General features: G+C 62.4%; 9 protein-coding genes. 8 read left to right on the plus strand and 1 reads right to left on the minus strand.

Annotated features, from left to right (window positions below; translation table 11 throughout):
- Nucleotides 1–157 precede the first annotated feature (157 nt).
- The gene (locus PFLCHA0_RS00680) at nt 158–14,917 is read right to left on the minus strand and encodes a retention module-containing protein (RefSeq protein WP_015633674.1); all 14,760 of its coding nucleotides are present in this window, start codon (nt 14,915–14,917) and stop codon (nt 158–160) included.
- Nucleotides 14,918–15,278: 361 nt separating this feature from the next.
- Between PFLCHA0_RS00680 and PFLCHA0_RS00685 the strand changes: the two genes are divergently transcribed.
- The 8 genes from PFLCHA0_RS00685 (at nt 15,279) to PFLCHA0_RS00720 (ending at nt 25,323) form a co-directional block, all read left to right on the plus strand.
- A complete protein-coding gene (locus tag PFLCHA0_RS00685) occupies nt 15,279–16,631 on the plus strand; it encodes a TolC family outer membrane protein (protein ID WP_011058515.1) in 1,353 nt (450 codons plus the stop codon).
- Between the two features lie 38 nt (nt 16,632–16,669).
- Nucleotides 16,670–18,823 (plus strand): type I secretion system permease/ATPase, encoded by a 2,154-nt coding sequence (locus PFLCHA0_RS00690; RefSeq protein ID WP_011058516.1) that lies wholly within the window; start codon nt 16,670–16,672, stop codon nt 18,821–18,823.
- Nucleotides 18,813–20,180 (plus strand): HlyD family type I secretion periplasmic adaptor subunit, encoded by a 1,368-nt coding sequence (locus PFLCHA0_RS00695; RefSeq protein WP_011058517.1) that lies wholly within the window; start codon nt 18,813–18,815, stop codon nt 20,178–20,180. Before PFLCHA0_RS00690 ends, PFLCHA0_RS00695 begins: the two co-directional genes overlap by 11 nt.
- A 282-nt stretch (nt 20,181–20,462) precedes the next feature.
- Nucleotides 20,463–21,350, plus strand: coding sequence for a TauD/TfdA dioxygenase family protein (locus PFLCHA0_RS00700; RefSeq protein ID WP_015633676.1), 888 nt, complete (start codon nt 20,463–20,465; stop codon nt 21,348–21,350).
- Nucleotides 21,351–21,377: 27 nt separating this feature from the next.
- Entirely contained in the window at nt 21,378–22,415 is a 1,038-nt protein-coding gene (locus PFLCHA0_RS00705; protein WP_015633677.1) for an ABC transporter substrate-binding protein, read from the plus strand.
- A 5-nt stretch (nt 22,416–22,420) separates the two neighbouring features.
- Nucleotides 22,421–23,281, plus strand: coding sequence for an ABC transporter ATP-binding protein (locus PFLCHA0_RS00710; protein WP_015633678.1), 861 nt, complete (start codon nt 22,421–22,423; stop codon nt 23,279–23,281).
- Between the two features lie 33 nt (nt 23,282–23,314).
- Nucleotides 23,315–24,181: an ABC transporter permease gene (locus PFLCHA0_RS00715; RefSeq protein ID WP_011058521.1), complete on the plus strand. Its 867-nt coding sequence runs from the start codon at nt 23,315–23,317 to the stop codon at nt 24,179–24,181.
- 215 nt (nt 24,182–24,396) lie between these two features.
- Nucleotides 24,397–25,323 (plus strand): LysR family transcriptional regulator, encoded by a 927-nt coding sequence (locus tag PFLCHA0_RS00720; protein WP_011058522.1) that lies wholly within the window; start codon nt 24,397–24,399, stop codon nt 25,321–25,323.
- Nucleotides 25,324–25,481 lie beyond the last annotated feature (158 nt).

Here is a 25,481-nt window from a genome sequence, read left to right on the forward strand (position 1 = left end):
GAATCCCTCAGGCATGTGTTTCCGGCGTCAGGCAGGCAGCAGCATAGGCCAACGCAGCATTCAGAGCGCGAGTATGCGGTGCGCCGCGGCGCTCGTCACGCCGCGGGCTGCCTGCCGGGGCCCGGCGACCACCCCGGGGGTGGCCGCTAGGGACCGGTCAGCTGTTGTTGTGATCGATCTTGATGGTCGGGTCGCTGCCGGCGATCAACGAATTGATGTTGGCGTTGGACCAGTTGTTGCCTTCCAGCTTGATCGTCACGTCGGCGTTGGCCAGGCCCCCGGCGGCGTTGAGCTTGCCCTCGGAGCTGACCTGCAGGGTCGAGACCCCGTCCACGGTGGTGATCTTGAGGAAGTTGTCGATGGTGCTGGCGCTCTCGCCCTGCAGCAAGTCACGCAGGTCGATGCGGTCGCCTTCGCTGGCCTTGAAGTCCTTGATCACGTCGTTGCCGGTGTCGCCGGCCTTCCAGACGAAGGTGTCGGCACCCGAACCGCCGATCAGGATATCGTTGCCCTGGCCACCGATCAGGGTGTCGTTGCCGGTCCCCCCCAGCAGGATGTCATTGCCCTTGCCGCCGTCCAGCAGGTCGTTGCCGCCCTGGCCGAAGAGAATGTCATTGCCGGCACCGCCCAGCAGAGTGTCGTTGCCGTCGTGGCTGCCAGACACATCGAACTCGGTGTAGTGCTCGGTGATGTACTGGTGCACGTTGCTGGTGGTGACCTTGCTCACGTCGACCCCGGTCTGCTTGGCCACATAGGCCTGCATGGCCTGGTAGCCCTCGCCTGCGACGCCGTTGAAGCTCACCAGGTCGCCGAACAGGATGTCGTTGCCGTCGCCGCCGCTGACCTTGTCGGCCCCCGGCATGGTCGCTTCGGTGTGGCCGATGATCGAGTTGGCCAGGTCGTTCGGGTCGATGTTGGTCTGCGGCTTGCCGTCGCTGTCGTAAGGCTTGAGGTCGTTGAGGCTGACACCACTGTTGATGCCGATGGCTTCGACGTTCGACAGGCCGCTGAGCAGGGCAAAGCCGCTGTTGGAGTTGGTGGTGGTGTAGTAGTCGGTGCTGCTGCCGGAGCCGGCCAGGTTCGACAGCTCGTAGGTACCGTCGCCCTGGGCGTGCAGGGTGCCCAGGGTCTTGCTGCTCCAGCCCCAGCCATTGTTGGTCTGCAGGATCGTCGTGCCGTCGCTGGCGACGCTCAGGTAGTGAGAGTTGTCGAGGTACTTGCCGAAGGTATCCCCCAGCTTGTAGTTGCTGGTGGTCACCACATCGTCGAGGCGCACGTTGCCGTACAGCGTCGGGTTGGTCTGCTCGCCGCTCTGGTAGTAGGTCGGCTTACCGTCGGTGATGAAGTAGGTCAGGTTGGTGGCGTTGCTGTTGCCGGTGGCCTGGCTGCTCTGGAAGAAGTTGGCCGTGGCCTTGAACACGTCTTCGTAGTTGGTACCGCCGCCGGACGTCATCGAGTCCAGCACCGCCTTGAGCTGGGCCAGGGCGGTCGGGTCGTTGAGGTTAACCGACACCGACTTGTTGACCTGGGTATCGAAGTCGGCGAGGAAGATGTTCACCGTCCCCGAGCTGCTGCCGCCGATGCTGTTCTTCAGGGTATTGAACACCGAGGTCAGGGAGTTCTTGGCCGCGGTGATCGAGGCGCTGCTCATGCTGCCCGAGCTGTCCACCATGAAGGCGATGTTGTAGTTGGTGCCCGGGACCACGGTCAGGCCGCCGATGTCGGCAACCACGATGTCGTTGCCATCGGTGCCGGTAACGGTGTCGTCGCCGGAGGTGGCGACCACCGAGTTGTAGACCGCCGGGTAGACCTTGACCGGGATCTGCGCCGAAGTGCTGGCAGAGCCGCCCAGGGACTCGGTGGAGGTCGAGGTCACGTTCAGGTTGAAGGTGCCGTTGTAGTACGGCGGCGGCGTGACCGTCAGGTTGCCCAGGTTCCAGCCGGTGACGTTGGCTTCACCGGAAGTCGCGGTGGCGGTGAAGGTGTGCCCGGCGCCATCGCTGAGCACCGAGCCTGCCGGAATGCCGCTGATCTTCACGCTGAGGGTTTCCGAGCCGTCGGTATCGGTCAGGCCGGTGGTGATCTTCGACAGATGCACGCTGCCGCCTTCGCCGCCCTCGTTGAGCTTGTAGCCGTCGTAGTAGCCTTCGCCGTTGGTGCCGTGCAGGTCGGACACCGAGACTCCGGCGTTGGTCAGGTCGGTGACGCCGGTGTACAGCGGCACGCCGGCGTTGCTCAGGTCCACCGCAGCCCCGCCGTTGACCGAGAGGTTGACGTCGTAGGAGCCCGGGCCGCTCTGGTTGTGGTGGTAGATATCGATGGTGTAGTAGCCGCTGGTGGTCGGGGTGAAAGTACCGTTGAGGTTACCGCCCGCGCCCCAGGTGGTGCTGGCCACGTTCTTGCCGCCGATGGTCACCAGCAGGCTGTCGTCGCCGGTGCCGGAGAAGGTATAGGCCTTGCCTGCTTCCAGGTAGATCAGGCCTGAGGTCTTCGACGCGGTGCCCGGCGTGATGTTGCCGTCGGACTGGACGTTGGTCGCCAGGCTGCTGCTGTTGGGTGTGCCGGCAGCGTCGATCACCGATTTCAGAGTGCTGGCGGAAGCGCCGCTGCCGTCGGTGCCAAGGCCGCTGAGGTTGGTCCAGACTTCCTTGAGCAGGCCCACCGAATTCACGCTGTTGCCGGCCACGCTCAGGGTCGGTGCATCGGCTACCGGGGTGATGTCGACGGTCACCGTGCCGGTGTTGCCCAGGGCCTGGCCGTCGGTTGGCTGGAACTTGATCTGGGCGTAATCGGCCTGCTGGTTGCCCACGCCGTTGCCGCCGTAGCCATTGGTTCCGGATTCGTTGGCGTCCGGTGTGAAGCGCAGTTTTCCGGCATCGATATCGGCCTTGCTGAAGGTCTGGTTGTTGGCCACATCCTTCCAGGTCGAACCGTCCAGGTATTGCAGTTTGCCGTCGCTGGGCAGTTGGGTGATCTTCACGCCGAGGCTGGACGCCGGGCTGTCGACGTCGCTGACGCCGAAGTTCGACCAGGTCAGTGCCAGCGGGGTGTCTTCGTTGCCGGTCACGGCGCCGCCAGTGGCAGTTGGGGCGTCGTTCACCGCCACCACGTTGACCGTGGTAGTGGCGACGTTGGAGTAGTTGCCGCCGTCGGTCACGGTCACGGTGATGGTCCGTGGCGTGGTGCTCGGGTCTTCACTGTTGTTGGTGAAGGTGATGTTCTTGATCTGCTGCATGTAGTCGGCCAGCGTCGCGCTGCCCGACAGGGTCAGGGTGATCGAACCGTCCTTGCTGTTGGCATTGATGGTGATGCCGTTGACGCTGTTGCCCAGGTTCAGCGAGTCCCCCGGCTGGCGGTTGGTCAGCACGATGGTGGCGCCGGTGAGCAGGGTGCTGTCCGGGTCGGTGATGCTCAGGTCGGTGTCGGCGATCGACACGCCGGGGCCTGTGGTGCCTTCGGTGAAGGTGACCTTGTAGTCGGCCCCGGTAGCACCGCTGGAGTTGTTGGCATCCAGGTCGATGACCGGCGGAGCGTCGTTATCGATGATCGAGGTAGTGACGCTGTTGTTGCTGCCCACCACCAGGTTCTCGAAGTTGCCGCCAGTGGCCGAGTCGATCTTGACCGTGAAATTCTCGGTGCCTTCGGTGATCTTGTCGTCAATGGTGGCGACGTTGAAGGTGGCGCTGCTGGCGCCGGCCGGGATCTTCACGGTGTACACGCCGCTGAAGTCCGAACCGTCGGTGGCGGTGCCGCTGTAGCTGATCTTCAGGGTGACTTCGGTCTGCGCCGGGTGAGTCAGGCTCACGGTGTAGCTGGCGGTCTGGCCTTCGGTGACCGAGGCGCTGCCGCTGATACCCACCGAAGTGGTGTCCAGTGTATCGGTGACGTTGGTCACCGCTGGCGTGGTGTCCGTGACCAGCTTCTCGAAGTTGCCGCCAGTGGCGTTGGTGATGGTGGCGTTGACCTTGCCTGCGTCGATGTAGACGTCGTCTGCCGGCGCCGCAACGGTGACCGTCCCGGTGGTTTTTCCGGCCTCGATATGGATCACCGAACCGTTGGACAGGGTCACGGTCACCGGAGTACCGGCGGCGTTGGTCAGTGTGGCGGTGTAGGTGATCTGGCCGCCCTCAGCGACGGTGCCAGTGGCAGTCAGGCTGACGCTGGTGGTGTCGACGGTATCGGTCACGGTGGTGCTGACCGGAGTCTTGTCGGCGACCAGGTTCTCGTAGTTACCGCCGCTGACATTGGTGATGGAGTTGGTCAGCGGGGTATGGCCGACCAGCACATCGTTAGGCGCACTGATGCTTACCGAACCAGTGGTTTCGCCGACCGGGATGGTGATCTTCTCGCCATTGGCCAGGGTCACGACTACAGGTGAGCCGGTCACTGGAGCAGTGACGGTAGCGGTGTAGGTGACGTTGCCACCTTCGGCCGCCGAAGGCGTGGCCTTGAGCGACACGGTGGAGTTGTCGATGGTATCGGTAACGTCAGTCACGGCCGGCGTGGTGTTCGGCACCAGCTTCTCGAAATTGCCGCCCTCGGCCTTGGTGATGGTGGCTTCGACCTTGCCGGCGTCCTTGTACACGTCATCGGCTGGAGCCGCGACGGTGGTGGTGCCGGTAGTGGCGCCGGCGGCGATGGTGATTACCGCGCCGTTGCTCAGGGTCACGGTCACCGGAGTGCCGGCGGCGTTGGTCAATGTGGCGGTGTAGATGATCTGGCCGCCTTCAGCGACGGTGCCAGTGGCAGTCAGGCTGACGCTGGTGGTGTCGACGGTGTCGGTCACGGTGGTGCTGACCGGAGTCTTGTCGGCGATCAGGTTCTCGTAGTTACCGCCGCTGACATTGGTGATGGAGTTGGTCAGCGGGGTATGGCCGACCAGCACATCGTTAGGCGCACTGATGCTTACCGAACCAGTGGTTTCGCCGACCGGGATGGTGATCTTCTCGCCATTGGCCAGGGTCACGACTACAGGTGAGCCGGTCACTGGAGCAGTGACGGTAGCGGTGTAGGTGACGTTGCCACCTTCGGCCGCCGAAGGCGTGGCCTTGAGCGACACGGTGGAGTTGTCGATGGTGTCAGTCACGTCGGTGACTGCTGGCGCTGGATTGGTCTCCAGGTTCTCGAAGTTACCGCCTTCGGCTTTAGTGATGGTGGCTTCGACTTTACCGGCGTCCTTGTAGACGTCATCGGCAGGTGCGGCCACGGTGGTGGTACCCGCGGTGGCGCCGGCGGCGATAGTAATCACCGCGCCGTTAGAGAGCGTGACAGTAACAGGCGTACCCGCAGCATTGGTCAGGGTCGCGGTGTAGACAATCGAACCACCTTCGGTCACGGACTCAGTAGCCGAGAGGCTCAGGGTTGTAGTGTCTGGAGTATCGGTAACCGAGGTCTCTGCCGGCTTGTCGCTGACTTCCAACTTCTCGTAGTTACCGCCGTCCGCTTTGGTGATAGTGGTGCTCAGGGAGCTACCGCCCGCCAACGCATCGTTGGGTGCGGTGAAGTTCACGCTGGCGGACGACTCACCCACCGGGATGGTGATGGTCTGGCCGTTGGACAGGGTCACCACGACTGGCGAGCCGGTTACTGGAGCAGTCACGGAGGCGGTGTACACCACGGTTCCACCTTCAGCCACGCTCGGCGTGGCAGTCAGGGAAACAGTACTGATGTCGATGGTATCGGTAACGTCGGTGACCGCTGGTGCTGGATTGGTCTCCAGGTTCTCGAAGTTACCGCCTTCGGCTTTAGTGATGGTGGCTTCGACTTTACCAGCGTCTTTGTAGACATCATCAGCTGGCGCGGCGACGGTCGCTGTACCCGAGGTAGCACCGGCAGCAATAGTGATCACGGCACCGTTACTCAAGGTCACGGTGACCGGAGTACCGGCAGCGTTGGTCAGGGTTGCGGTGTAGATGATCGAACCACCTTCAGCCACAGACTCAGTAGCCGAGAGGCTCAGGGTTGTAGTGTCTGGTGTGTCAGTTACCGAGGTTTCTGCCGGCTTGTCGCTGACTTCCAGTTTTTCGTAGTTGCCGCCGTCGGCCTTAGTGATGGTGGTGCTGAGCGAACTGCCGCCCGCCAACGCATCGTTTGGCGCGGTGAAGTTGACGCTGGCGGACGACTCACCCACCGGGATGGTGATGGTCTGACCGTTGGACAGAGTGACGACCACTGGAGAACCGGTCACTGGCGCGGTCACGGAGGCGGTGTACACCACGGTTCCACCTTCAGCCACGCTCGGCGTGGCAGTTAGGGAAACGGTGCTGGTGTCGATGGTATCGGTGACATCAGTCACAGCTGGAGTCGGGTTGGTCTCCAGGTGCTCGAAGTTGCCACCCTCGGCTTTGGTGATCGTTGCCTCGACCTTGCCGGCGTCTTTGTAGACGTCATCGGCAGGGGCTGCGACGGTCGCTGTGCCCGAGGTAGCACCGGCAGCAATGGTGATCACGGCACCGTTACTCAAGGTCACGGTGACCGGAGTACCGGCAGCGTTGGTCAGGGTCGCGGTGTAGACGATGGAACCGCCTTCGGCCACGGACTCGGTAGCGCTCAGGCTCAGGGTAGTGGTGTCCGTGGTATCGGTCACGCTGGTTTCAGCCGGCTTGTCGCTGATTTCCAGCTTCTCGTAGTTACCACCGTCGGCTTTGGTAATGGTCGTGCTCAGGGAGCTGCCGCCAGCCAACGCATCGTTGGGTGCGGTGAAGTTCACGCTGGCGGACGACTCACCTACTGGAATTGTGATGGTCTGACCGTTGGACAGAGTCACCACGACCGGGGAACCAGTCACGGGAGCGGTGACCGACGCGGTGTAAACAACAATGCCACCCTCAGCCACGCTTGGTGTTGCGGTCAGGCTGACCGTCGAAGTATCGATGGTATCGGTAACATCGGTGACGGCTGGAGCCGGGTTGGTCTCCAGGTTCTCGAAGTTGCCACCCTCGGCTTTGGTAATAGTGGCTTCGACCTTGCCGGCGTCTTTGTAGACGTCATCGGCAGGGGCTGCGACGGTCGCTGTGCCCGAGGTAGCACCGGCAGCAATGGTGATCACTGCGCCGTTGGACAGAGTCACGGTTACTGGGGTGCCGGCTGCGTTGGTCAGAGTGGCGGTGTAGACAATCGAACCGCCTTCGGCCACGGACTCAGTAGCCGAAAGGCTCAGGGTGGTAGTGTCTGGTGTGTCAGTTACCGAGGTTTCAGCGGGCTTGTCGCTGACCTCCAGCTTCTCGTAGTTACCGCCGTCCGCCTTGGTGATGGTGGTGCTCAGGGAACTACCACCAGCCAACGCATCGTTGGGTGCGGTGAAGTTCACCGAGCCCTGGCTTTCGCCTACTGGAATGGTGATGGTCTGGCCGTTGGACAGAGTGACGACTACCGGCGAACCGGTCACTGGCGCAGTCACGGAGGCGGTGTACACCACAGTGCCGCCTTCGGCGACGCTTGGTGTTGCAGTCAGACTGACAGTCGAAGTGTCGATGGTGTCAGTGACATCAGTCACCGCTGGCGCTGGATTGGTCTCCAGGTTCTCGAAGTTGCCGCCTTCGGCCTTGGTAATAGTGGCTTCGACTTTACCGGCGTCCTTGTAGACGTCATCGGCAGGTGCGGCCACGGTGGTGGTACCCGTGGTGGCACCGGCAGCAATAGTGATCACGGCACCGTTACTCAAGGTCACGGTGACCGGAGTACCGGCAGCATTGGTCAATGTGGCGGTGTAGACAATCGAACCGCCTTCGGCCACGGACTCAGTAGCCGAGAGGCTCAGGGTGGTAGTGTCTGGTGTGTCAGTTACCGAGGTTTCAGCGGGCTTATCGCTGATTTCCAATTTCTCGTAGTTACCACCATCCGCCTTGGTGATGGTGGTGCTCAGGGAGCTGCCGCCAGCGAGGGCATCGTTTGGCGCGGTGAAGTTCACGCTGGCAGACGACTCACCCACCGGGATGGTGATGGTCTGACCGTTGGACAGGGTCACTACGACCGGCGAGCCGGTTACTGGTGCAGTCACGGAGGCGGTGTACACCACAGTGCCGCCTTCGGCGACATTAGGGGTAGCTGTCAGCGAAACAGTGCTGGTATCGATGGTGTCAGTGACATCGGTGACGGCTGGAGTCGGATTGGTCTCCAGATTCTCGAAGTTACCGCCTTCGGCTTTAGCGATGGTGGCTTCGACTTTACCAGCGTCTTTGTAGACGTCATCGGCAGGGGCTGCGACGGTCGCTGTGCCCGAGGTAGCACCGGCAGCAATGGTGATCACTGCGCCGTTGGACAGAGTCACGGTTACTGGGGTGCCGGCTGCGTTGGTCAGAGTGGCGGTGTAGACAATCGAACCGCCTTCGGCCACGGACTCGGTAGCGCTCAGGCTCAGAGTGGTGGTGTCCGGGGTATCGGTGACGGAGGTTTCAGCGGGCTTGTCGCTGACTTCCAGTTTTTCGTAGTTGCCGCCGTCGGCCTTAGTGATGGTGGTGCTCAGGGAGCTACCGCCCGCCAACGCATCGTTGGGTGCGGTGAAGTTCACGCTGCCGGACGATTCACCCACTGGAATGGTGATGGTCTGTCCGTTGGACAGGGTCACCACCACTGGCGAGCCGGTTACCGGAGCAGTGACCGACGCGGTGTAAACAACAATGCCACCCTCAGCCACGCTTGGTGTTGCGGTCAGACTGACCGTCGACGTATCGATCGTGTCTGTGACGTCGGTGACTGCCGGGGCTGGATTGGTCTCCAGGTTCTCGAAGTTACCGCCTTCGGCTTTAGTGATGGTGGCTTCGACTTTACCAGCGTCTTTGTAGACATCATCAGCTGGCGCGGCGACGGTCGCGGTACCCGAGGTAGCACCGGCAGCGATGGTGATCACTGCGCCGTTGCTCAGGGTCACGGTGACTGGAGTACCAGCGGCATTGGTCAATGTGGCGGTGTAGATGATCGAACCGCCTTCAGCTACAGACTCAGTAGCCGAGAGGCTCAGGGTTGTAGTGTCTGGTGTGTCAGTTACCGAGGTTTCAGCCGGCTTGTCGCTGACTTCCAGTTTTTCGTAGTTGCCACCGTCGGCTTTGGTAATGGTCGTGCTGAGCGAACTGCCCCCAGCCAGAGCGTCGTTTGGCGCGGTGAAGTTGACGCTGGCGGACGACTCGCCCACCGGAATGGTGATGATCTGTCCGTTGGACAGAGTGACCACGACCGGCGAGCCGGTTACTGGCGCGGTCACCGACGCGGTGTAAACAACAATGCCACCCTCAGCCACGCTTGGTGTTGCGGTCAGGCTGACGGTCGACGTATCGATCGTGTCAGTGACATCAGTCACCGCTGGCGCTGGATTAGTCTCCAGGTTCTCGAAGTTACCGCCCTCGGCCTTGGTAATGGTGGCTTCGACTTTACCGGCGTCTTTGTACACATCGTCAGCCGGAGCGGCGACGGTGGCAGTACCGGAAGTGGCACCGGCGGCGATGGTGATTACCGCGCCATTGCTCAGGGTCACAGTGACCGGAGTGCCAGCTGCATTGGTCAATGTGGCGGTGTAGACGATGGAGCCGCCTTCGGCCACGGACTCAGTAGCCGAGAGGCTCAGAGTTGTAGTGTCAGGAGTATCGGTGACCGAGGTTTCAGCCGGCTTGTCGCTGACTTCCAACTTCTCGTAGTTACCGCCGTCCGCCTTGGTGATAGTGGTGCTCAGGGAGCTACCGCCCGCCAACGCATCGTTTGGTGCGGTGAAGTTGACGCTGGCGGACGACTCGCCCACTGGAATGGTGATGGTCTGGCCATTAGACAGAGTCACTACGACCGGGGAACCAGTCACGGGGGCGGTGACCGACGCGGTGTAAACCACAGTGCCGCCTTCGGCGACATTAGGGGTAGCTGTCAGCGAAACAGTGCTGGTATCGATGGTGTCAGTGACATCGGTGACGGCTGGAGTCGGGTTGGTCTCCAGGTTCTCGAAGTTGCCACCCTCGGCTTTGGTGATCGTTGCCTCGACCTTGCCGGCGTCCTTGTAGACGTCATCGGCTGGCGCGGCGACGGTCGCTGTGCCTGAGGTAGCACCGGCAGCGATGGTGATCACTGCGCCGTTGGAGAGGGTCACGGTGACCGGAGTACCTGCGGCATTAGTCAGGGTGGCGGTGTAGACGATGGAACCGCCTTCAGCCACGGACTCGGTCGCGCTCAGGCTCAGAGTGGTGGTGTCCGGGGTATCGGTAACCGAAGTCTCGGCTGGCTTGTCGCTGACCTCCAGCTTCTCGTAGTTGCCGCCGTCGGCCTTAGTGATGGTGGTACTCAGGGAGCTGCCGCCAGCCAACGCATCGTTGGGTGCGGTGAAGTTTACCGAGCCCTGGCTTTCGCCAACCGGAATAGTGATGGTCTGGCCGTTGGACAGAGTGACGACTACCGGCGAACCGGTCACTGGCGCAGTCACGGAGGCGGTGTAAACGACGGTGCCGCCTTCAGCCACATTCGGGGTGGCGGTCAGACTGACAGTCGACGTATCGATCGTGTCAGTGACATCAGTCACCGCTGGCGCTGGATTGGTCTCCAGGTTCTCGAAGTTGCCGCCTTCGGCCTTGGTAATAGTGGCTTCGACTTTACCGGCGTCCTTGTAGACGTCATCGGCAGGTGCGGCCACGGTGGTGGTACCCGTGGTGGCACCGGCAGCAATAGTGATCACGGCACCATTGCTCAAGGTCACGGTGACCGGAGTACCGGCAGCGTTGGTCAATGTGGCGGTGTAGACAATCGAACCACCTTCAGCCACGGACTCAGTAGCCGAGAGGCTCAGGGTTGTAGTGTCTGGTGTGTCAGTTACCGAGGTTTCAGCGGGCTTGTCGCTGACCTCCAGCTTCTCGTAGTTACCGCCATCCGCCTTGGTGATGGTGGTGCTTAGGGAACTGCCGCCAGCGAGGGCATCATTCGGCGCGGTGAAGTTCACCGAGCCCTGGCTTTCGCCAACCGGAATAGTGATGGTCTGTCCGTTGGACAGGGTCACCACGACTGGGGAGCCGGTCACTGGCGCAGTCACCGATGCGGTGTAAACGACGGTGCCGCCTTCAGCCACATTCGGAGTGGCGGTCAGACTGACCGTCGACGTATCGATCGTGTCTGTGACGTCGGTGACAGCTGGAGTCGGGTTGGTCTCCAGATTCTCGAAGTTACCGCCTTCGGCTTTAGTGATGGTGGCTTCGACCTTGCCCGCGTCCTTATAAACGTCATCGGCAGGTGCGGCCACGGTTGCCGTGCCCGAAGTGGCACCGGCAGCAATAGTGATCACGGCACCGTTACTCAAGGTCACGGTGACCGGAGTGCCAGCGGCGTTGGTCAGGGTTGCGGTGTAGACGATGGAGCCGCCTTCGGCCACGGACTCAGTAGCCGAGAGGCTCAGGGTTGTAGTGTCTGGTGTGTCAGTTACCGAGGTTTCAGCGGGCTTGTCGCTGATTTCCAGCTTCTCGTAGTTGCCGCCGTCGGCCTTAGTGATGGTGGTGCTCAGGGAGCTGCCGCCAGCGAGGGCATCGTTTGGCGCGGTGAAGTTTACGCTGGCAGAAGACTCACCCACCGGGATGGTGATGGTCTGACCGTTGGACAGAGTGACGACCATTGGAGAACCGGTCACTGGCGCGGTCACGGAGGCGGTATACACCACGGTTCCACCTTCAGCCACGCTCGGTGTGGCAGTCAGGGAAACGGTGCTGGTGTCGATGGTGTCAGTGACATCGGTTACCGCCGGGGCTGGATTGGTCTCCAGGTTTTCGAAGTTGCCGCCTTCGGCCTTGGTAATGGTGGCTTCGACTTTGCCTGCATCTTTGTAGACGTCATCCGCCGGGGCCGCGACGGTGGCAGTACCGGAAGTGGCGCCAGCGGCGATGGTGATCACCGCGCCGTTAGAGAGCGTGACAGTAACAGGCGTACCCGCAGCATTAGTCAGGGTCGCGGTGTAGACAATCGAACCACCTTCGGCCACGGACTCGGTCGCGCTCAGGCTCAGAGTGGTGGTGTCAGGAGTATCGGTGACGGAGGTTTCAGCCGGCTTGTCGCTGACTTCCAGTTTCTCGTAGTTACCACCGTCGGCTTTGGTAATGGTGGTGCTGAGCGAACTGCCGCCCGCCAATGCATCGTTGGGAGCAGTGAAATTCACGCTGCCAGACGACTCACCTACTGGAATGGTGATGGTCTGGCCGTTGGACAGAGTGACGACTACCGGCGAACCGGTCACTGGCGCTGTCACCGACGCGGTGTAAACAACAATGCCACCCTCAGCCACGCTTGGTGTTGCGGTCAGACTGACAGTCGACGTATCGATCGTGTCAGTGACATCAGTCACCGCCGGGGCTGGATTTGTCTCCAGGTGCTCGAAGTTGCCACCCTCGGATTTGGTAATGGTGGCTTCGACTTTACCGGCGTCTTTGTACACATCGTCAGCCGGAGCGGCGACGGTGGCAGTACCGGAAGTGGCACCGGCGGCGATGGTGATTACCGCGCCATTGCTCAGGGTCACAGTGACCGGAGTGCCAGCTGCATTGGTCAATGTGGCGGTGTAGACGATGGAGCCGCCTTCGGCCACGGACTCGGTAGCGCTCAGGCTCAGAGTGGTGGTGTCAGGGGTATCGGTAACCGAAGTCTCGGCTGGCTTGTCGCTGATTTCCAACTTCTCGTAGTTACCGCCATCCGCTTTGGTGATGGTAGTGCTCAGGGAGCTGCCGCCAGCGAGGGCATCGTTGGGTGCGGTGAAGTTCACGCTGGCGGACGACTCACCCACTGGAATGGTGATGGTCTGGCCGTTGGACAGGGTCACCACGACTGGCGAGCCGGTTACCGGCGCTGTCACCGAGGCGGTGTAAACCACAGTGCCGCCTTCGGCGACGCTCGGCGTGGCAGTCAGGGAAACGGTGCTGGTGTCGATGGTGTCCGTGACATCGGTGACGGCTGGAGTCGGATTGGTCTCCAGATTCTCGAAGTTGCCACCGTCCGCTTTAGTGATGGTGACTTCGACTTTACCGGCGTCCTTGTAGACGTCATCCGCCGGAGCGGCCACGGTGGTGGTGCCAGTAGTGGCACCCGCTGCGATGGTGATTACCGCGCCGTTGGAGAGGGTCACGGTGACTGGAGTACCAGCGGCATTGGTCAGGGTGGCGGTGTAGACGATGGAGCCACCCTCGGCCACGGTATCGGTGGCGGTCACGCTCAGGGTCGTTGTATCCGGGGTATCGGTGACGGAAGTTTCAGCAGGCTTGTCGCTGATTTCCAGCTTCTCGTAGTTACCGCCGTCCGCCTTGGTGATAGTGGTGCTCAGGGAGCTACCGCCCGCCAACGCATCGTTTGGCGCGGTGAAGTTGACGCTGGCGGACGACTCGCCCACCGGAATGGTGATGGTCTGGCCATTGGACAGAGTGACGACGACCGGCGAACCGGTCACTGGCGCAGTCACCGATGCGGTGTAAACGACGGTGCCGCCCTCGGCGACGCTTGGTGTTGCGGTCAGGCTGACGGTCGAAGTATCGATCGTGTCAGTGACATCGGTCACAGCCGGAGCCGGGTCGGTGACCAGGTTTTCGAAATTGCCGCCATCGGCCTTGGTGATGGTGACTTCAACCTTGCCCGCGTCTTTATAGACGTCATCGGCAGGGGCGGCGACGGTGGCAGTACCGGAAGTGGCACCGGCAGCGATGGTGATTACCGCGCCGTTGCTCAGGGTCACGGTGACCGGGGTGCCAGCAGGGTTGGTCAGGGTCGCGGTGTAGACGATGGAGCCACCCTCGGCCACGGTATCGGTGGCCGACAGGCTCAGGCCGGTGTCGTCGATGCTGTCGGTCACGGTGGTGACCGCTTTGTCTGGGCTGGGTTGCAGGTTCTCGAAGTTGCCGCCTTCAGCCTTGGTGATACCGACTTCGATGGTGTCGCCGTTCTTGTAGACGTCATTGGCTGGCGCCGGGACGTCGATCGAGCCACTGGACTTGCCCGCTTCGATAGTGATCACCGAGCCGTTGGACAGGGTGATGGTCACCGGAGTCTGTGCCGGGTTGGTGAGGGTGGCGGTGTAGGTGATCTGCCCGCCCTCGGTAACGCTGGCATCAGCGGTCAGGCTGACGGTGGTGGTGTCGATGGTGTCGGTGACCTGGGTGACCGCCGGGGTCGGGTTGACCGTTACCAGCAGGCCGCCACCGCCGGTGGTGCCGGTCACGCTGACGCTGATCTGGCCCGGGTCGATATAGACGTTGTCCTGGGGCGCCAGGGGCACCTGCACGCTGCCAGTGGTCTGGCCGGCGCTGATGACGATGACCGCGCCATTGGACAGGGTCACAGTCAGGTCGGTAAGTGGCGCCTGGGTCAGGGTCGCGGTGTACACCAGGGTGCCACCGGCTTCGGTAATGGTTGGGGTGGCGCCCAGGGTCAGGGTGGCCGGGCGCAGGGAGTCACTCCCGCTGCCATTGCCGTTGCCATTGCCCAGGCCGCCATTGTTGGTCAGGCCGCCAAAGGTGTTGTCCTGGGTCGAATTGGCCAGCCCCAGGCCAGCGGTGGGGAAACCGATGGTCGGGTCGACCCGGCCCGCAGTCTCTTCCAACTGCACAAAACTGTGGCCACCACCGGCCGCGCCGCCATTCCCCGCGGCGGTCGGGCCGGCGGCGGTGGCTTCCAGGTCGGTGGTCGGGTCGGCGCCGGCGGCGATGGCCTGCTGCAGTTCTGCCACCGAAGGGGCGGCCTGAGCGGTGGCCTGTGCCAGGTCCGTGCTGGAGTCCGGTGCGGCACCGCTCCACTGGGTGTCACGCCCCAGGTCCAGAGTACGCCCGTCGGTCAACTCCAGGGTGACGGCCCCGGCCGGGCCGGTGTCTACCTCGTCACCCACGAACAGGCGGTCCCCTTCAATGAGTACGCGTCGGATCCCTTCCGGGGAAACCACGAAAACTTGGCCGACAATGCTTTTGACGATGGCAACAACACTGCTCATTGGGGACTCTCCGGTGTACCGCTCAGTCGACTTCCATGTACCGGCTTAGGCGCGGGCCGCAACTCAGTCAGGACGTACTAGGTGTGTAATTGGGAACGGGTAATTGACAGATCTACCGTCAAAAGTTTGGCTATATTTTTTGGGTATTAACTTTATGCCAAACTATTGACCTTATGGACGCCATCCTAAACAATCGCCGAATTAATGTCACATTGATATTCACGCGGTAACCTGACTTGAAGTATGTGAACCAGTTCTTAGTTTGAACTTTCCGACGGACGGTTGTTTTGGTTGTAATAAATCGATGTGGTGCCACGTTCTGACGTGATTCTGGACACGCTGTCCGAGGGAAATTCTTACCATGCGTTTTCATCTGTTCAAGGCCCTGCCCTTTGCCTTAGCCGCCAGCTTTGTGCAGGCTCAAACCCTTCCTGAAGCCATGCAGAAAGCACTGGATGTGCACCCGGAAATCCAAGCCGGCGTGAACAGCCGTCTGGCTGCTGACTACCAGCTGAAAGCCGCCAAAGGTGGCTATCTGCCACGAGTGGACATGCTAGCTGGCTATGGTCGTGAAGGGACGGATAACCCTACGACCCGTGCGGGTACAGGCAGCAACCACTGGGAAACCTTGAACCGCGGCGAGTCAAGTTTGCGTCTGCAACAGATGGTTTTTGACGGTTTTGCCACGTCCAGCGAAGTCGGGCGTCAACAAGCCACCGTCAACTCCCGCGCCTACTCCCTGCTGGGCACCTCCGAGCGCACGGCCCTGACCGTGGCCCAGGTCTATCTGGATGTGCTGACCCGCCGTCAATTCGTGCAACTGGCGGAAGACAACCTGCGCAATCACGAGCGTATCTACGACCAGATCAAGCTGCGCACCCAGCGTGGCGTGGGTAGCGGCGCCGACCTTGACCAGGCTGAAGCGCGGATGGCCCAAGCCCGCAACAACCTGATCACCGAGCAGACCAACCTCGCCGACGCCCAGACCAACTACCTGAGTGCCGTCGGAGAAATGCCGGACCAACTGGAACGCCCTGCCAGTTTCATGGCGCTGTTGCCGGCCAACCTCGACGAGGCCCGGCACCAGATGCTGGAAAACAGCCCGATCCTGCGTTCCGCCGAGTCCGATATCGTCGCTGCCGAGAAGCAGTACGATGCCGCCAAGTCGGCGTTCTATCCGCGCTTCGACGCGGAGCTGGGGCGTACTGCCGACAACGACCTGGACGGCCAGAACGGCCACAACAATGAATGGCAGGCCATGCTGCGCATGCGCTTCAACCTGTTCGCCGGCGGCAGCAACAAGGCCGACCTGGAGTCCAAGGCCTACCAGTCCAACCAGGCGCTGGATATCCGCAACAACGCCCTGCGGGTGCTGAACGAGGAACTGGGCCTGGCCTGGAACGCCTTGAACAACGCCAACGCCCAGGTGCCGATCGCCCAGCAATATGTGGATCACAGCACCAGCGTGCGGACCGCCTACCAGAAGCAGTTCAGCCTGGGTGAACGTACCCTGCTGGACTTGCTCGACAGTGAAAACGAGTTGTTCACCGCCTCCCGGCGCCTGGCCGAGATCCAGAACATTCAGTTATTTACTCAATATCGAATCAAGGCGACCATGGGCGAGTTGCTCAAAAGCCAGGGAGTGGTGGCACCTATGGCCTCCGTCGTGCAAAGCGATGTGAAGCCCAAGGTCCAGCTGCCCGGGATGAATTGAGCTAATTTCATCCAACCAGCCAGTCAAGAGTGTCGAGCGTGGAATCAGAAGTCAGTGTGCAACTCAGTCATGATCCACGCGGCATGCATGACGATCCCCTTCTGGATGGTTTGCTGACCCTCTGCTTCCTGCACCAGAAGCCCGCCAGTGCGGCGATGCTGACCACCGGCCTGCCCTTGCCATCCCAGCGCCTGAGCGCCGAGCTGCTCCCCCGGGCCGCGGCCCGGGCCGGGCTGCAGGGCCGGGTGCTGCGGCGCAAGCTCGAACAGATTCCAGCCATCGCCATGCCCGCCCTGTTGCTGCTCAAGGACGGTCGCAGCGCGGTGCTGCTGGGCTGGCAGGGTGAAGACCAGGCGCGGCTGCTGCTCAGCGAAAGCGATGGCGGCGAAGTCTGTGTCGACCGCCAGTTGCTGGCCGACGATTACAGCGGCCAGGTGTTCTTCGCCCAGCCCCAGCACAAGTTCGACGTCAACCACGGGTCGCTGATCCCCCGCGCCCGTTCCTGGTTCCGCGACACCCTCAAGCGCTCGCGCTGGCTGTATGCCGACGCCATTGCCGCGAGCCTGCTGATCAACATCATCGCCATGGCCGCGCCATTGTTCGTGATGAACGTCTATGACCGGGTGGTGCCCAACCAGGCCACCTCGACCCTGTGGGTGCTGTCCATCGGCATCATAGGCGCCTACATCTTCGACCTGATCCTCAAGGGCCTGCGCAGCCTGTGCCTGGACCTGGCGGGAAAGAAGACCGACCTGATCATTTCCGCCACGCTGTTCGAGCGCATCGTCGGCATGGCCATGAAGTACCGTCCGGCACGGGTCGGCAGCTTCGCCCAGAACATCCATGAGTTTCAGAGCCTGCGGGACTTCCTCGCATCCCTGACCCTCACCAGCCTGATCGACCTGCCGTTCACCCTGCTGATCTTCCTGGTGATCGCCATCCTTGGCGGGCATCTGGTGTGGATTCCGGTGCTGGCCTTCCCGATTGCCCTGTGCATAGGCTATGCCCTGCAGAAGCCGCTGGTGGCGACCATGGAGAAGACCATGGCCCTGGGGGCCGAGCGCCAGTCGAGCCTGATCGAGACCCTGGCCGGCCTGGACGCGGTCAAGGTCAACAACGCCGAGAGCGAGCGCCAGTACCAGTGGGAGCAGACCATCGGTACCCTCAGCCGGCTTGAGCTGCGGGTGAAGATGCTGTCCAGCCTGGCAATGAACATCACCTTGCTGATCCAGCAACTGGCCGGGGTGATCATGATCATCTTCGGCGTGTACCAGATCATCGACGGCAACCTCAGCATGGGCGGCCTGATCGCCTGCTACATGCTCAGCGGTCGGGCCCTGAGCCCGCTGGCTTCGCTGTCCGGGCTGCTGACCCGCTACCAGCAGGCGCGGGTCACCATGACCTCCGTGGACCAGATGATGGAGCTGCCCCAAGAGCGCAATTTCGACGAGCGCCCCCTGAGCCGCAGCGTGCTGCAGGGTGCCATCGAGTGCCGGCAACTGAGCTTTACCTACCCGGGGCAGCAGAACCCGGCGCTGAAGAACATCAACCTGATGATCAAGCCGGGTGAAAAGGTCGGCATCATCGGCCGCAGCGGCTCCGGCAAGAGCTCCCTGGCCAAGCTGCTGGTGGGGCTCTACCAGCCGGACTCCGGGGCCCTGCTGGTGGACGGTGTGGACATCCGCCAGATCGATGTCAGCGAACTGCGTCACAACATCGGCTACGTGCCCCAGGACATCCAACTGCTGGCCGGGACCCTGCGTGACAACCTGACTTCCGGTGCCCGCTACGTCGAGGACGAACTGGTGCTGCAGGCCGCGGAACTGGCGGGGGTCCATGAGTTCGCCAGGCTGCACCCGCAGGGCTATGAATTGCAGGTGGGCGAGCGCGGGCAGAACCTTTCCGGTGGCCAGCGGCAGAACGTCGCCCTGGCTCGCGCGCTGTTGCTCAACCCACAGATCCTGCTGCTCGACGAGCCCACCAGCGCCATGGACAACACCGGCGAAGAGCGCTTGAAACAGCGCCTGGAGGCGGTGGTGCAGAGCAAGACCGTGGTACTGGTCACCCACCGGGCGTCGTTGCTGTCGCTGGTGGACCGGCTGTTGGTGGTGGACCGTGGACAAATCCTGGCCGATGGCCCGAAAGCGGTGGTGATGGAAGCGTTGAAGAAGGGGCAGATCAGTGTTGCTTAAGTCGGGATTCAAGGACTCGATCCGTCGCTATTTCAAAGGCACCGATTCGCTCCAGGGGCAGCCGCTGCCCGAGGTCAACAAGGCACTGATCGAAGATGCGCCGCGGGTTATCCGCCTGACCATCTGGGGCATCATCGCGTTCTTCCTGTTCCTGGTGCTGTGGGCCAACTTCGCGGTGATCGACGAGGTAACCAAGGGCGAGGGCAAGGCGATTCCTTCCTCCAAGCTGCAGAAGATCCAGAACCTGGAAGGCGGCATCGTCTCCGAGCTGTACGTCAAGGAAGGCCAGATAGTCGAGGCCGGCGCGCCGCTGATTCGCCTCGACGACACGCGCTTCCAGTCCAACGTCGGCGAGACCGAGACCGTGCGCCTGTCCATGCTGCTGCGGGTCGAGCGCCTGAGCGCCGAGGTGGATGAACGCGAGCTGAATTTCCCCGCCGAGGCGGTCAAGGAAGCGCCGGGCCAGGCGGCCAGTGAGAAATCCCTGTACCAGAGCCGTCGCCAGCAACTGCATGACGAGATCGGTGGCCTCCAGGAACAGCTGATCCAGAAGCAGCAGGAACTGCGCGAGTTCACCTCCAAGCAGGCGCAATACCGCCAGCAACTGGGCCTGCAGCGCCAGGAAATCGCCATGTCCGAGCCGCTGGTGGCCCAGGGCGCGGTGTCGCCGGTGGAAGTGCTGCGGCTCAAGCGTGCCGAAGTGGAAACCCGTGGCCAGCTGGACGCCACCACCCTGGCGATCCCCCGCGCCGAATCGGCGATCAAGGAAGTGCAGCGCAAGATCGATGAAACCCGCGGCAAGTTCCGCAGCGAGGCCCTGACCCAGCTCAACGAAGCGCGCACCGAACTGAACAAGGCCAGCGCCACCGGCAAGGCCCTGGAAGACCGGGTCAGCCGCACCCTGGTGACCTCGCCGGTACGCGGTATCGTCAAGCAGCTAATGGTCAACACCATCGGCGGGGTGATCCAGCCGGGCAGCGACATGGTGGAAATCGTCCCGCTGGACGACACCCTGCTGGTGGAAGCCAAGATCCGTCCCCAGGACATTGCTTTCTTGCATCCGGGGCAGGAAGCGGTGGTCAAGTTCAGCGCCTATGACTACACCATCTACGGTGGCCTCAAGGCCCGCCTGGAACAGATCGGCGCCGATACCATCACCGATGAAGACAAGAAGACCACCTACTACATGATCAAGCTGCGCACCGACCGCAGCCACTTGGGCACCGATGAGAAGCCGCTGTTGATCATCCCCGGGATGGTGGCCTCGGTGGACATCATCACCGGCAAGAAAAGCATCCTCAGCTACCTGCTCAAGCCGATCATCCGCGCCCGCGCCGAAGCCCTGCACGAACGCTGATCCCTATAAAAACCACCAGCCAGCCTTGTAGGAGCTGGCTTGCCAGCGAAGGGGCCTTGAGAGCGCCTTCGTCGGCGTACCGTCCCCAAGCGGTCCATCGGTTGAATCAACATATCGTTATTCACTAACGGTATTTAAATTAGTTTTCTTATATCTATAAAGTTGAATCCCTGCGTACCTGCCGACCAATCGGCGCGCCGCACGAAATGAACCCACACGGGATCTCCGTGAGTTTCTGATCGACGCGCGCGCCCTGGGCGCGCCTGCGCGGGAGTTTCAGTCATGTCTGCATCAGCCAGTGCCGCCTCCATTGCCGCACAAGCTTTCGAAATCCGGCCCTTGAATGGGGCTGTCGGCGCCGAGATCGTCGGCCTCGACCTGTCCCGGCCAGTCAACGACCAGGACTTCGTCCGCATCCACCGCGCCCACCTGGACCATCACGTAGTGGTGTTCCGCGACCAGCGCATCAGCCCCGAACAGCAGATTGCCTTCAGCCGTCGCTTCGGTGTGTTGCAGATTCATGTGCTCAAGCAGTTCCTGCTGGCCGGGCACCCGGAAATCCTCATCGTTTCCAACATCATCGAGAACGGCCAGTCCATCGGCCTGGGGGACGCCGGCAAGTTCTGGCACTCGGACCTCTCCTACAAGGAGCTGCCGAGTCTGGGCTCGATGCTGCACGCCCAGGAACTGCCAGCCGAAGGGGGCGACACCCTGTTCGCCAACATGCACCAGGCCTGGGACAACTTGCCCGAGGCGCTGCGCAAGGCGGTCGAGGGACGCAGCGCCGCCCACTCCTACACGGCGCGCTACAGCGAGACCAAGTTCGAGGGCAACTGGCGCCCGACCCTGACCCCGGAGCAACTGGCCCAGGTCGCCGAGGTGGTGCACCCGGTCGTGCGCACTCACCCGGAAAACGGCCGCAAGGCGTTGTTCGTCAGCGAGGGTTTCACCACCCGTATCGTTGGCCTGCCGGAAGACGAAAGCGCCCAGTTGCTGGCCGAGCTGTATGCCCACAGCGTGCTGCCGGACAACATCTACCGCCATCAATGGCAGCCCCACGACCTGGTGTTCTGGGACAACCGCTCGCTGATCCACCTGGCCGCCGGTTGCCCGAGCCATCTGCGCCGCAAGCTGTATCGCACCACCATCCAGGGCGACGCCCCTTACTGATCAGCCAGGCACGGCAGGAGAACCAGCATGTCCTTATCCATTCCCTTCATTCCCCGCCTCGGCAGGCTGGCCACGGCCATCGGCCTGGGTTTCAGCCTGCTGGCCGGCAGCCTGGTCGCGCCTGCGCCGGCCCAGGCCGAAGGCGAGATCCGCATCGCTGAACAGTTCGGTATCGTCTACCTGCTGCTCAATGTGGTGCGCGACCAGAACCTGATCGAAAAGCACGGCAAGGAGCAGGGCATCGACATCAAGGTCGACTGGACCCAGTTGTCCGGCGGCGCGGCGGTCAACGACGCGCTGCTGTCGGGCTCCATCGACATTGCCGGGGCCGGCGTCGGGCCGCTGCTGACCATCTGGGATCGCACCCACGGCCGGCAGAACGTCAAGGCCGTAGCCTCTCTGGGTAACTTTCCCTACTACCTGGTGAGCAACAATCCCAAGGTCAAGACTATCGCCGACTTCACCGAAAAGGACCGCATTGCGGTACCGGCGGTGGGGGTCTCGGTGCAATCGCGCTTCCTGCAATACGCCGCCGCCAAGCAATGGGGCGACAAGGAATTCAATCGCCTGGACAAGTACACCATCGCCGTTCCCCACCCGGACGCCACCGCCGCGCTGATTGCCGGCGGCACCGAGCTGACCGGGCACTTCTCCAACCCGCCATTCCAGGACCAGGCCCTGGAGAACCCCAATGTGCACGTGGTGCTCAATACCTACGACCTGCTGGGGCCCAACTCACCGACGGTGCTGTTCGCCACCGAGAAATTCCGCAACGACAACCCCAAGACCTACAAGGCCTTCGTCGAAGCCCTGGCCGAAGCGGCCGAGTTCGCCCAGCACGACAAGGGCGCAGCCGCCGATACCTACCTGCGCGTGACCAAGGCCAAGATCGACCGCGCCGCCTTGCTGAAGATCATCGACAACCCGCAGTTCGAGTTCAGCGTGACACCGAAAAACACCTACCCACTGGCGGAATTCCTCTACCGGGTCGGTGCGATCAAGAACAAGCCCGAGTCGTGGAAGGACTACTTCTTCCAGGATGCCAAACCGTTGCAGGGGAGCTGATCGCCATGAATGCCCCCTTGCCAGGCCACACGGCCAGCAATCGCGCTGCCATCGCCCAGGCGCTGTTGGCGGTGGAACAAGTCAGCCTGGAATACCGCACCCCGCAGCGGGTGGTGCGGGCCACCCACCAGGTGAGTTTCGAGGTTGATCCGGCCGACCGCTTTGTCCTGCTGGGGCCTTCTGGCTGCGGCAAGTCGACCCTGCTCAAGGCCGTGGCCGGGTTCATCCAGCCCTGTGAGGGCGAGATTCGCCTGCAAGGCCAGCGCGTCAGCCAGCCCGGGCCGGATCGTATCGTGGTGTTCCAGGAGTTCGACCAGTTGCCCCCCTGGAAAACCGTGAAGCAGAACGTGATGTTTCCCCTGCTGGCGTCGAAGACCCTCGGCCGCCGCGAGGCCGAAGAGCGCGCCCTGGAATACCTGGAGAAAGTCGGCCTGGCGGCTTTCGCCGATGCCTATCCGCATACCCTGTCCGGTGGCATGAAGGCCCGGGTGGCGATCGCTCGCGCCCTGGCCATGCAGCCGAAGATCCTGCTGATGGACGAACCTTTCGCCGCCCTCGACGCCCTGACCCGGCGCAAGATGCAGGAGGAGTTGCTGCGGCTCTGGGAGGAGGTGCGCTTCACCTTGCTGTTCGTCACTCACTCCATCGAGGAAGCGCTGGTGGTGGGCAATCGCATCCTCCTGTTGTCGCCTCATCCGGGGCGCGTGCGGGCGGAAGTCCACAGCCACCAGTACGACCTGCAGAGCCTCGGTGGCGTGGCTTTTCAGCAGACCGCGCGGCGCGTCCACCGCTTGCTGTTCGATGAAGGCCAATCGCCGGAAACTGAAACCGAGCTGGATTTCGCCGATATCCGTATCGCTTATTGAGCCGTCAGGCCACCGTTGAACGAGGAATGCCCGATGAGCCACTCATCCCCTGCGCGCGAGGAATACGAAGTTGTCCTGCAGCCCTTGCTGCAAGTGCCCCTGGAGCGCGAGCTGCCCCTGGGGCAGCGCCTCTGGCAACAAGGCTGGTTGCGCAAGAGCCTGATCCTGGTCCTGCTGGCGCTGCTCTGGGAAGCCGTGGCCCGTTACCAGAACAACGACCTGCTGCTACCGAGTTTTCTGCAAACTGCCAGCGCTCTTTACCAGGGCCTGCTCAGCGGCGAATTGCTGGGCAAGGTGGGCATTTCCCTGGTGGTGCTGCTCAAGGGCTACCTGATCGGCATCGTCCTGGCGTTTGCCTTGACCACCCTGGCGGTCTCGACCCGGCTTGGCCGTGACCTGCTGAGCACCCTGACCTCGATGTTCAATCCGCTGCCGGCCATTGCCCTGCTGCCCCTGGCGCTGCTGTGGTTCGGCCTGGGGCAGAACAGCCTGATCTTCGTGCTGGTGCATTCGGTGCTCTGGGCTTTGGCCTTGAACACCTATGCCGGGTTTCTCGGGGTTTCCGAAACCCTGCGCATGGCCGGGCGCAACTACGGCCTCAAGGGCCTGCGCCTGGTGCTGTTCATCCTGATCCCGGCGGCGCTGCCGTCGATTCTCGCCGGGTTGAAGATCGGCTGGGCTTTCGCCTGGCGCACCCTGATCGCTGCCGAGCTGGTGTTCGGCGCCACCAGCGGCAAGGGTGGCCTGGGCTGGTACATCTTCCAGAACCGCAATGAGTTGTACACCGACAAGGTGTTTGCCGGGCTGGCAGTGGTGATCCTCATCGGCCTGCTGGTGGAAAACCTGATCTTCGACACCCTGGAGCGGATCACGGTAAAACGCTGGGGCATGCAGCGCTGAGCTACCTCGTCCGCCAGTCCCCCGACCGTAGGAGCTGGCTTGCCAGCGAAAGCGTCCTCAAGGGCTATGCAAGGTTCGAGGGCCCATTCGCCGGCAAGCCGGCTCCTACGCGGCTAGTGGGTTCACGGGTAAGGATTGATCTCCCTCATTTTCCTAGGCGCCAAGCCTGCTAGCATTGCGCCTGGATCATCCCTGACCAGTCACGAGTGCTCAGCATGCAACTTCCGGACATGAACCTTCTGGTGGCCCTCGACGCCCTGCTCGACGAGGGCAGCGTGGTGGGCGCGGCGCGGCGCATGAACCTCAGCCCGGCGGCCATGAGCCGGACCCTGACGCGGATTCGCGACGCCCTCGGCGACCCGGTGCTGGTACGTGCCGGACGCGGCCTGGTGCCCACCCCCAAGGCCCTGGAACTGCGCAGCCAGGTGCGCGATGTAGTGGAGCAGGCGGCGCTGGTGTTCCGCTCGGCGGACAAGGTCGACCTGGGTTCCCTGCAGCGGCGCTTCAACGTGCGCGCCAACGATTTTTTCGTCGGCGTGTATGGCGGTCGCCTCATCGATACCCTGGAGCGTCAGGCGCCCTTGTGCGAGCTGCGCTTCGTGCCCGAAGGCGATGGCGATGACGAGGCCCTGCGGGAGGGAAGGATCGACCTGCGGATTAGCAACACCCGGCCCCTGACCCCGGAAGTCAAGGTGCAGAACCTGTTCACCACCGCTTTTGTCGGCCTGGTGCGCGAAGGCCACCCGCTGTTGGACGAAGACATCACCGCCGAGCGTTTTGCCGCGTTTCCCCATATCAGCATGTCTCGCCGGGGCATAGCCCGTGGACCTATCGATGCGGCCCTGGCCGAGCAGGGCCTGGAGCGCCGGGTGCCGCTGATTGCCCCGAGCTTCCACGCCGCCATGTTCATGCTGCCGGATTCGGACCTGATTTTGCCGGTGCCCCAGGAAACCCTGCTCAGCGTCTCGCGCCTGGGCCTGCGCTTGCGTTCGTTCGTGCTGCCGATTTCCCTGCCGACCCTGGTCCTGACCCAGGCCTGGCATCCGCGCTACGACAAGGACCCGGCGCACAAGTGGTTTCGCGAAACCCTGCGCACCTCCTGCCAGGCCACCTGGCAAGAAGCCCAGCCGACCTCCTCGTAGGAGCCGGCTTGCCGGCGCAAGCGGTCTTGAGGGCCCCTTCGCTGGCAAGCCAGCTCCTACGGTCAACAGGGTGAATCATTGCGTCTGACGCACTTATAAACTGTCGATAAGTCAGTTTTCGTCAGCATCGGCTGTTCATAAACTGCTCTGGTTTTCTT

It is taken from the genome of Pseudomonas protegens CHA0, from assembly GCF_000397205.1.
Classification (GTDB): Bacteria; Pseudomonadota; Gammaproteobacteria; order Pseudomonadales; family Pseudomonadaceae; genus Aquipseudomonas; species Aquipseudomonas protegens.

Bases quoted from the DNA above. Each gene is read 5' to 3' on its own strand.
- PFLCHA0_RS00680 (WP_015633674.1), bottom strand. From the start codon at position 14,917: ATGAGCAGTGTTGTTGCCATCGTCAAAAGCATTGTCGGCCAAGTTTTC.
- PFLCHA0_RS00685 (WP_011058515.1), top strand. From the start codon at position 15,279: ATGCGTTTTCATCTGTTCAAGGCCCTGCCCTTTGCCTTAGCCGCCAGC.
- PFLCHA0_RS00700 (WP_015633676.1), top strand. From the start codon at position 20,463: ATGTCTGCATCAGCCAGTGCCGCCTCCATTGCCGCACAAGCTTTCGAA.
- PFLCHA0_RS00705 (WP_015633677.1), top strand. From the start codon at position 21,378: ATGTCCTTATCCATTCCCTTCATTCCCCGCCTCGGCAGGCTGGCCACG.
- PFLCHA0_RS00710 (WP_015633678.1), top strand. From the start codon at position 22,421: ATGAATGCCCCCTTGCCAGGCCACACGGCCAGCAATCGCGCTGCCATC.
- PFLCHA0_RS00715 (WP_011058521.1), top strand. From the start codon at position 23,315: ATGAGCCACTCATCCCCTGCGCGCGAGGAATACGAAGTTGTCCTGCAG.
- PFLCHA0_RS00720 (WP_011058522.1), top strand. From the start codon at position 24,397: ATGCAACTTCCGGACATGAACCTTCTGGTGGCCCTCGACGCCCTGCTC.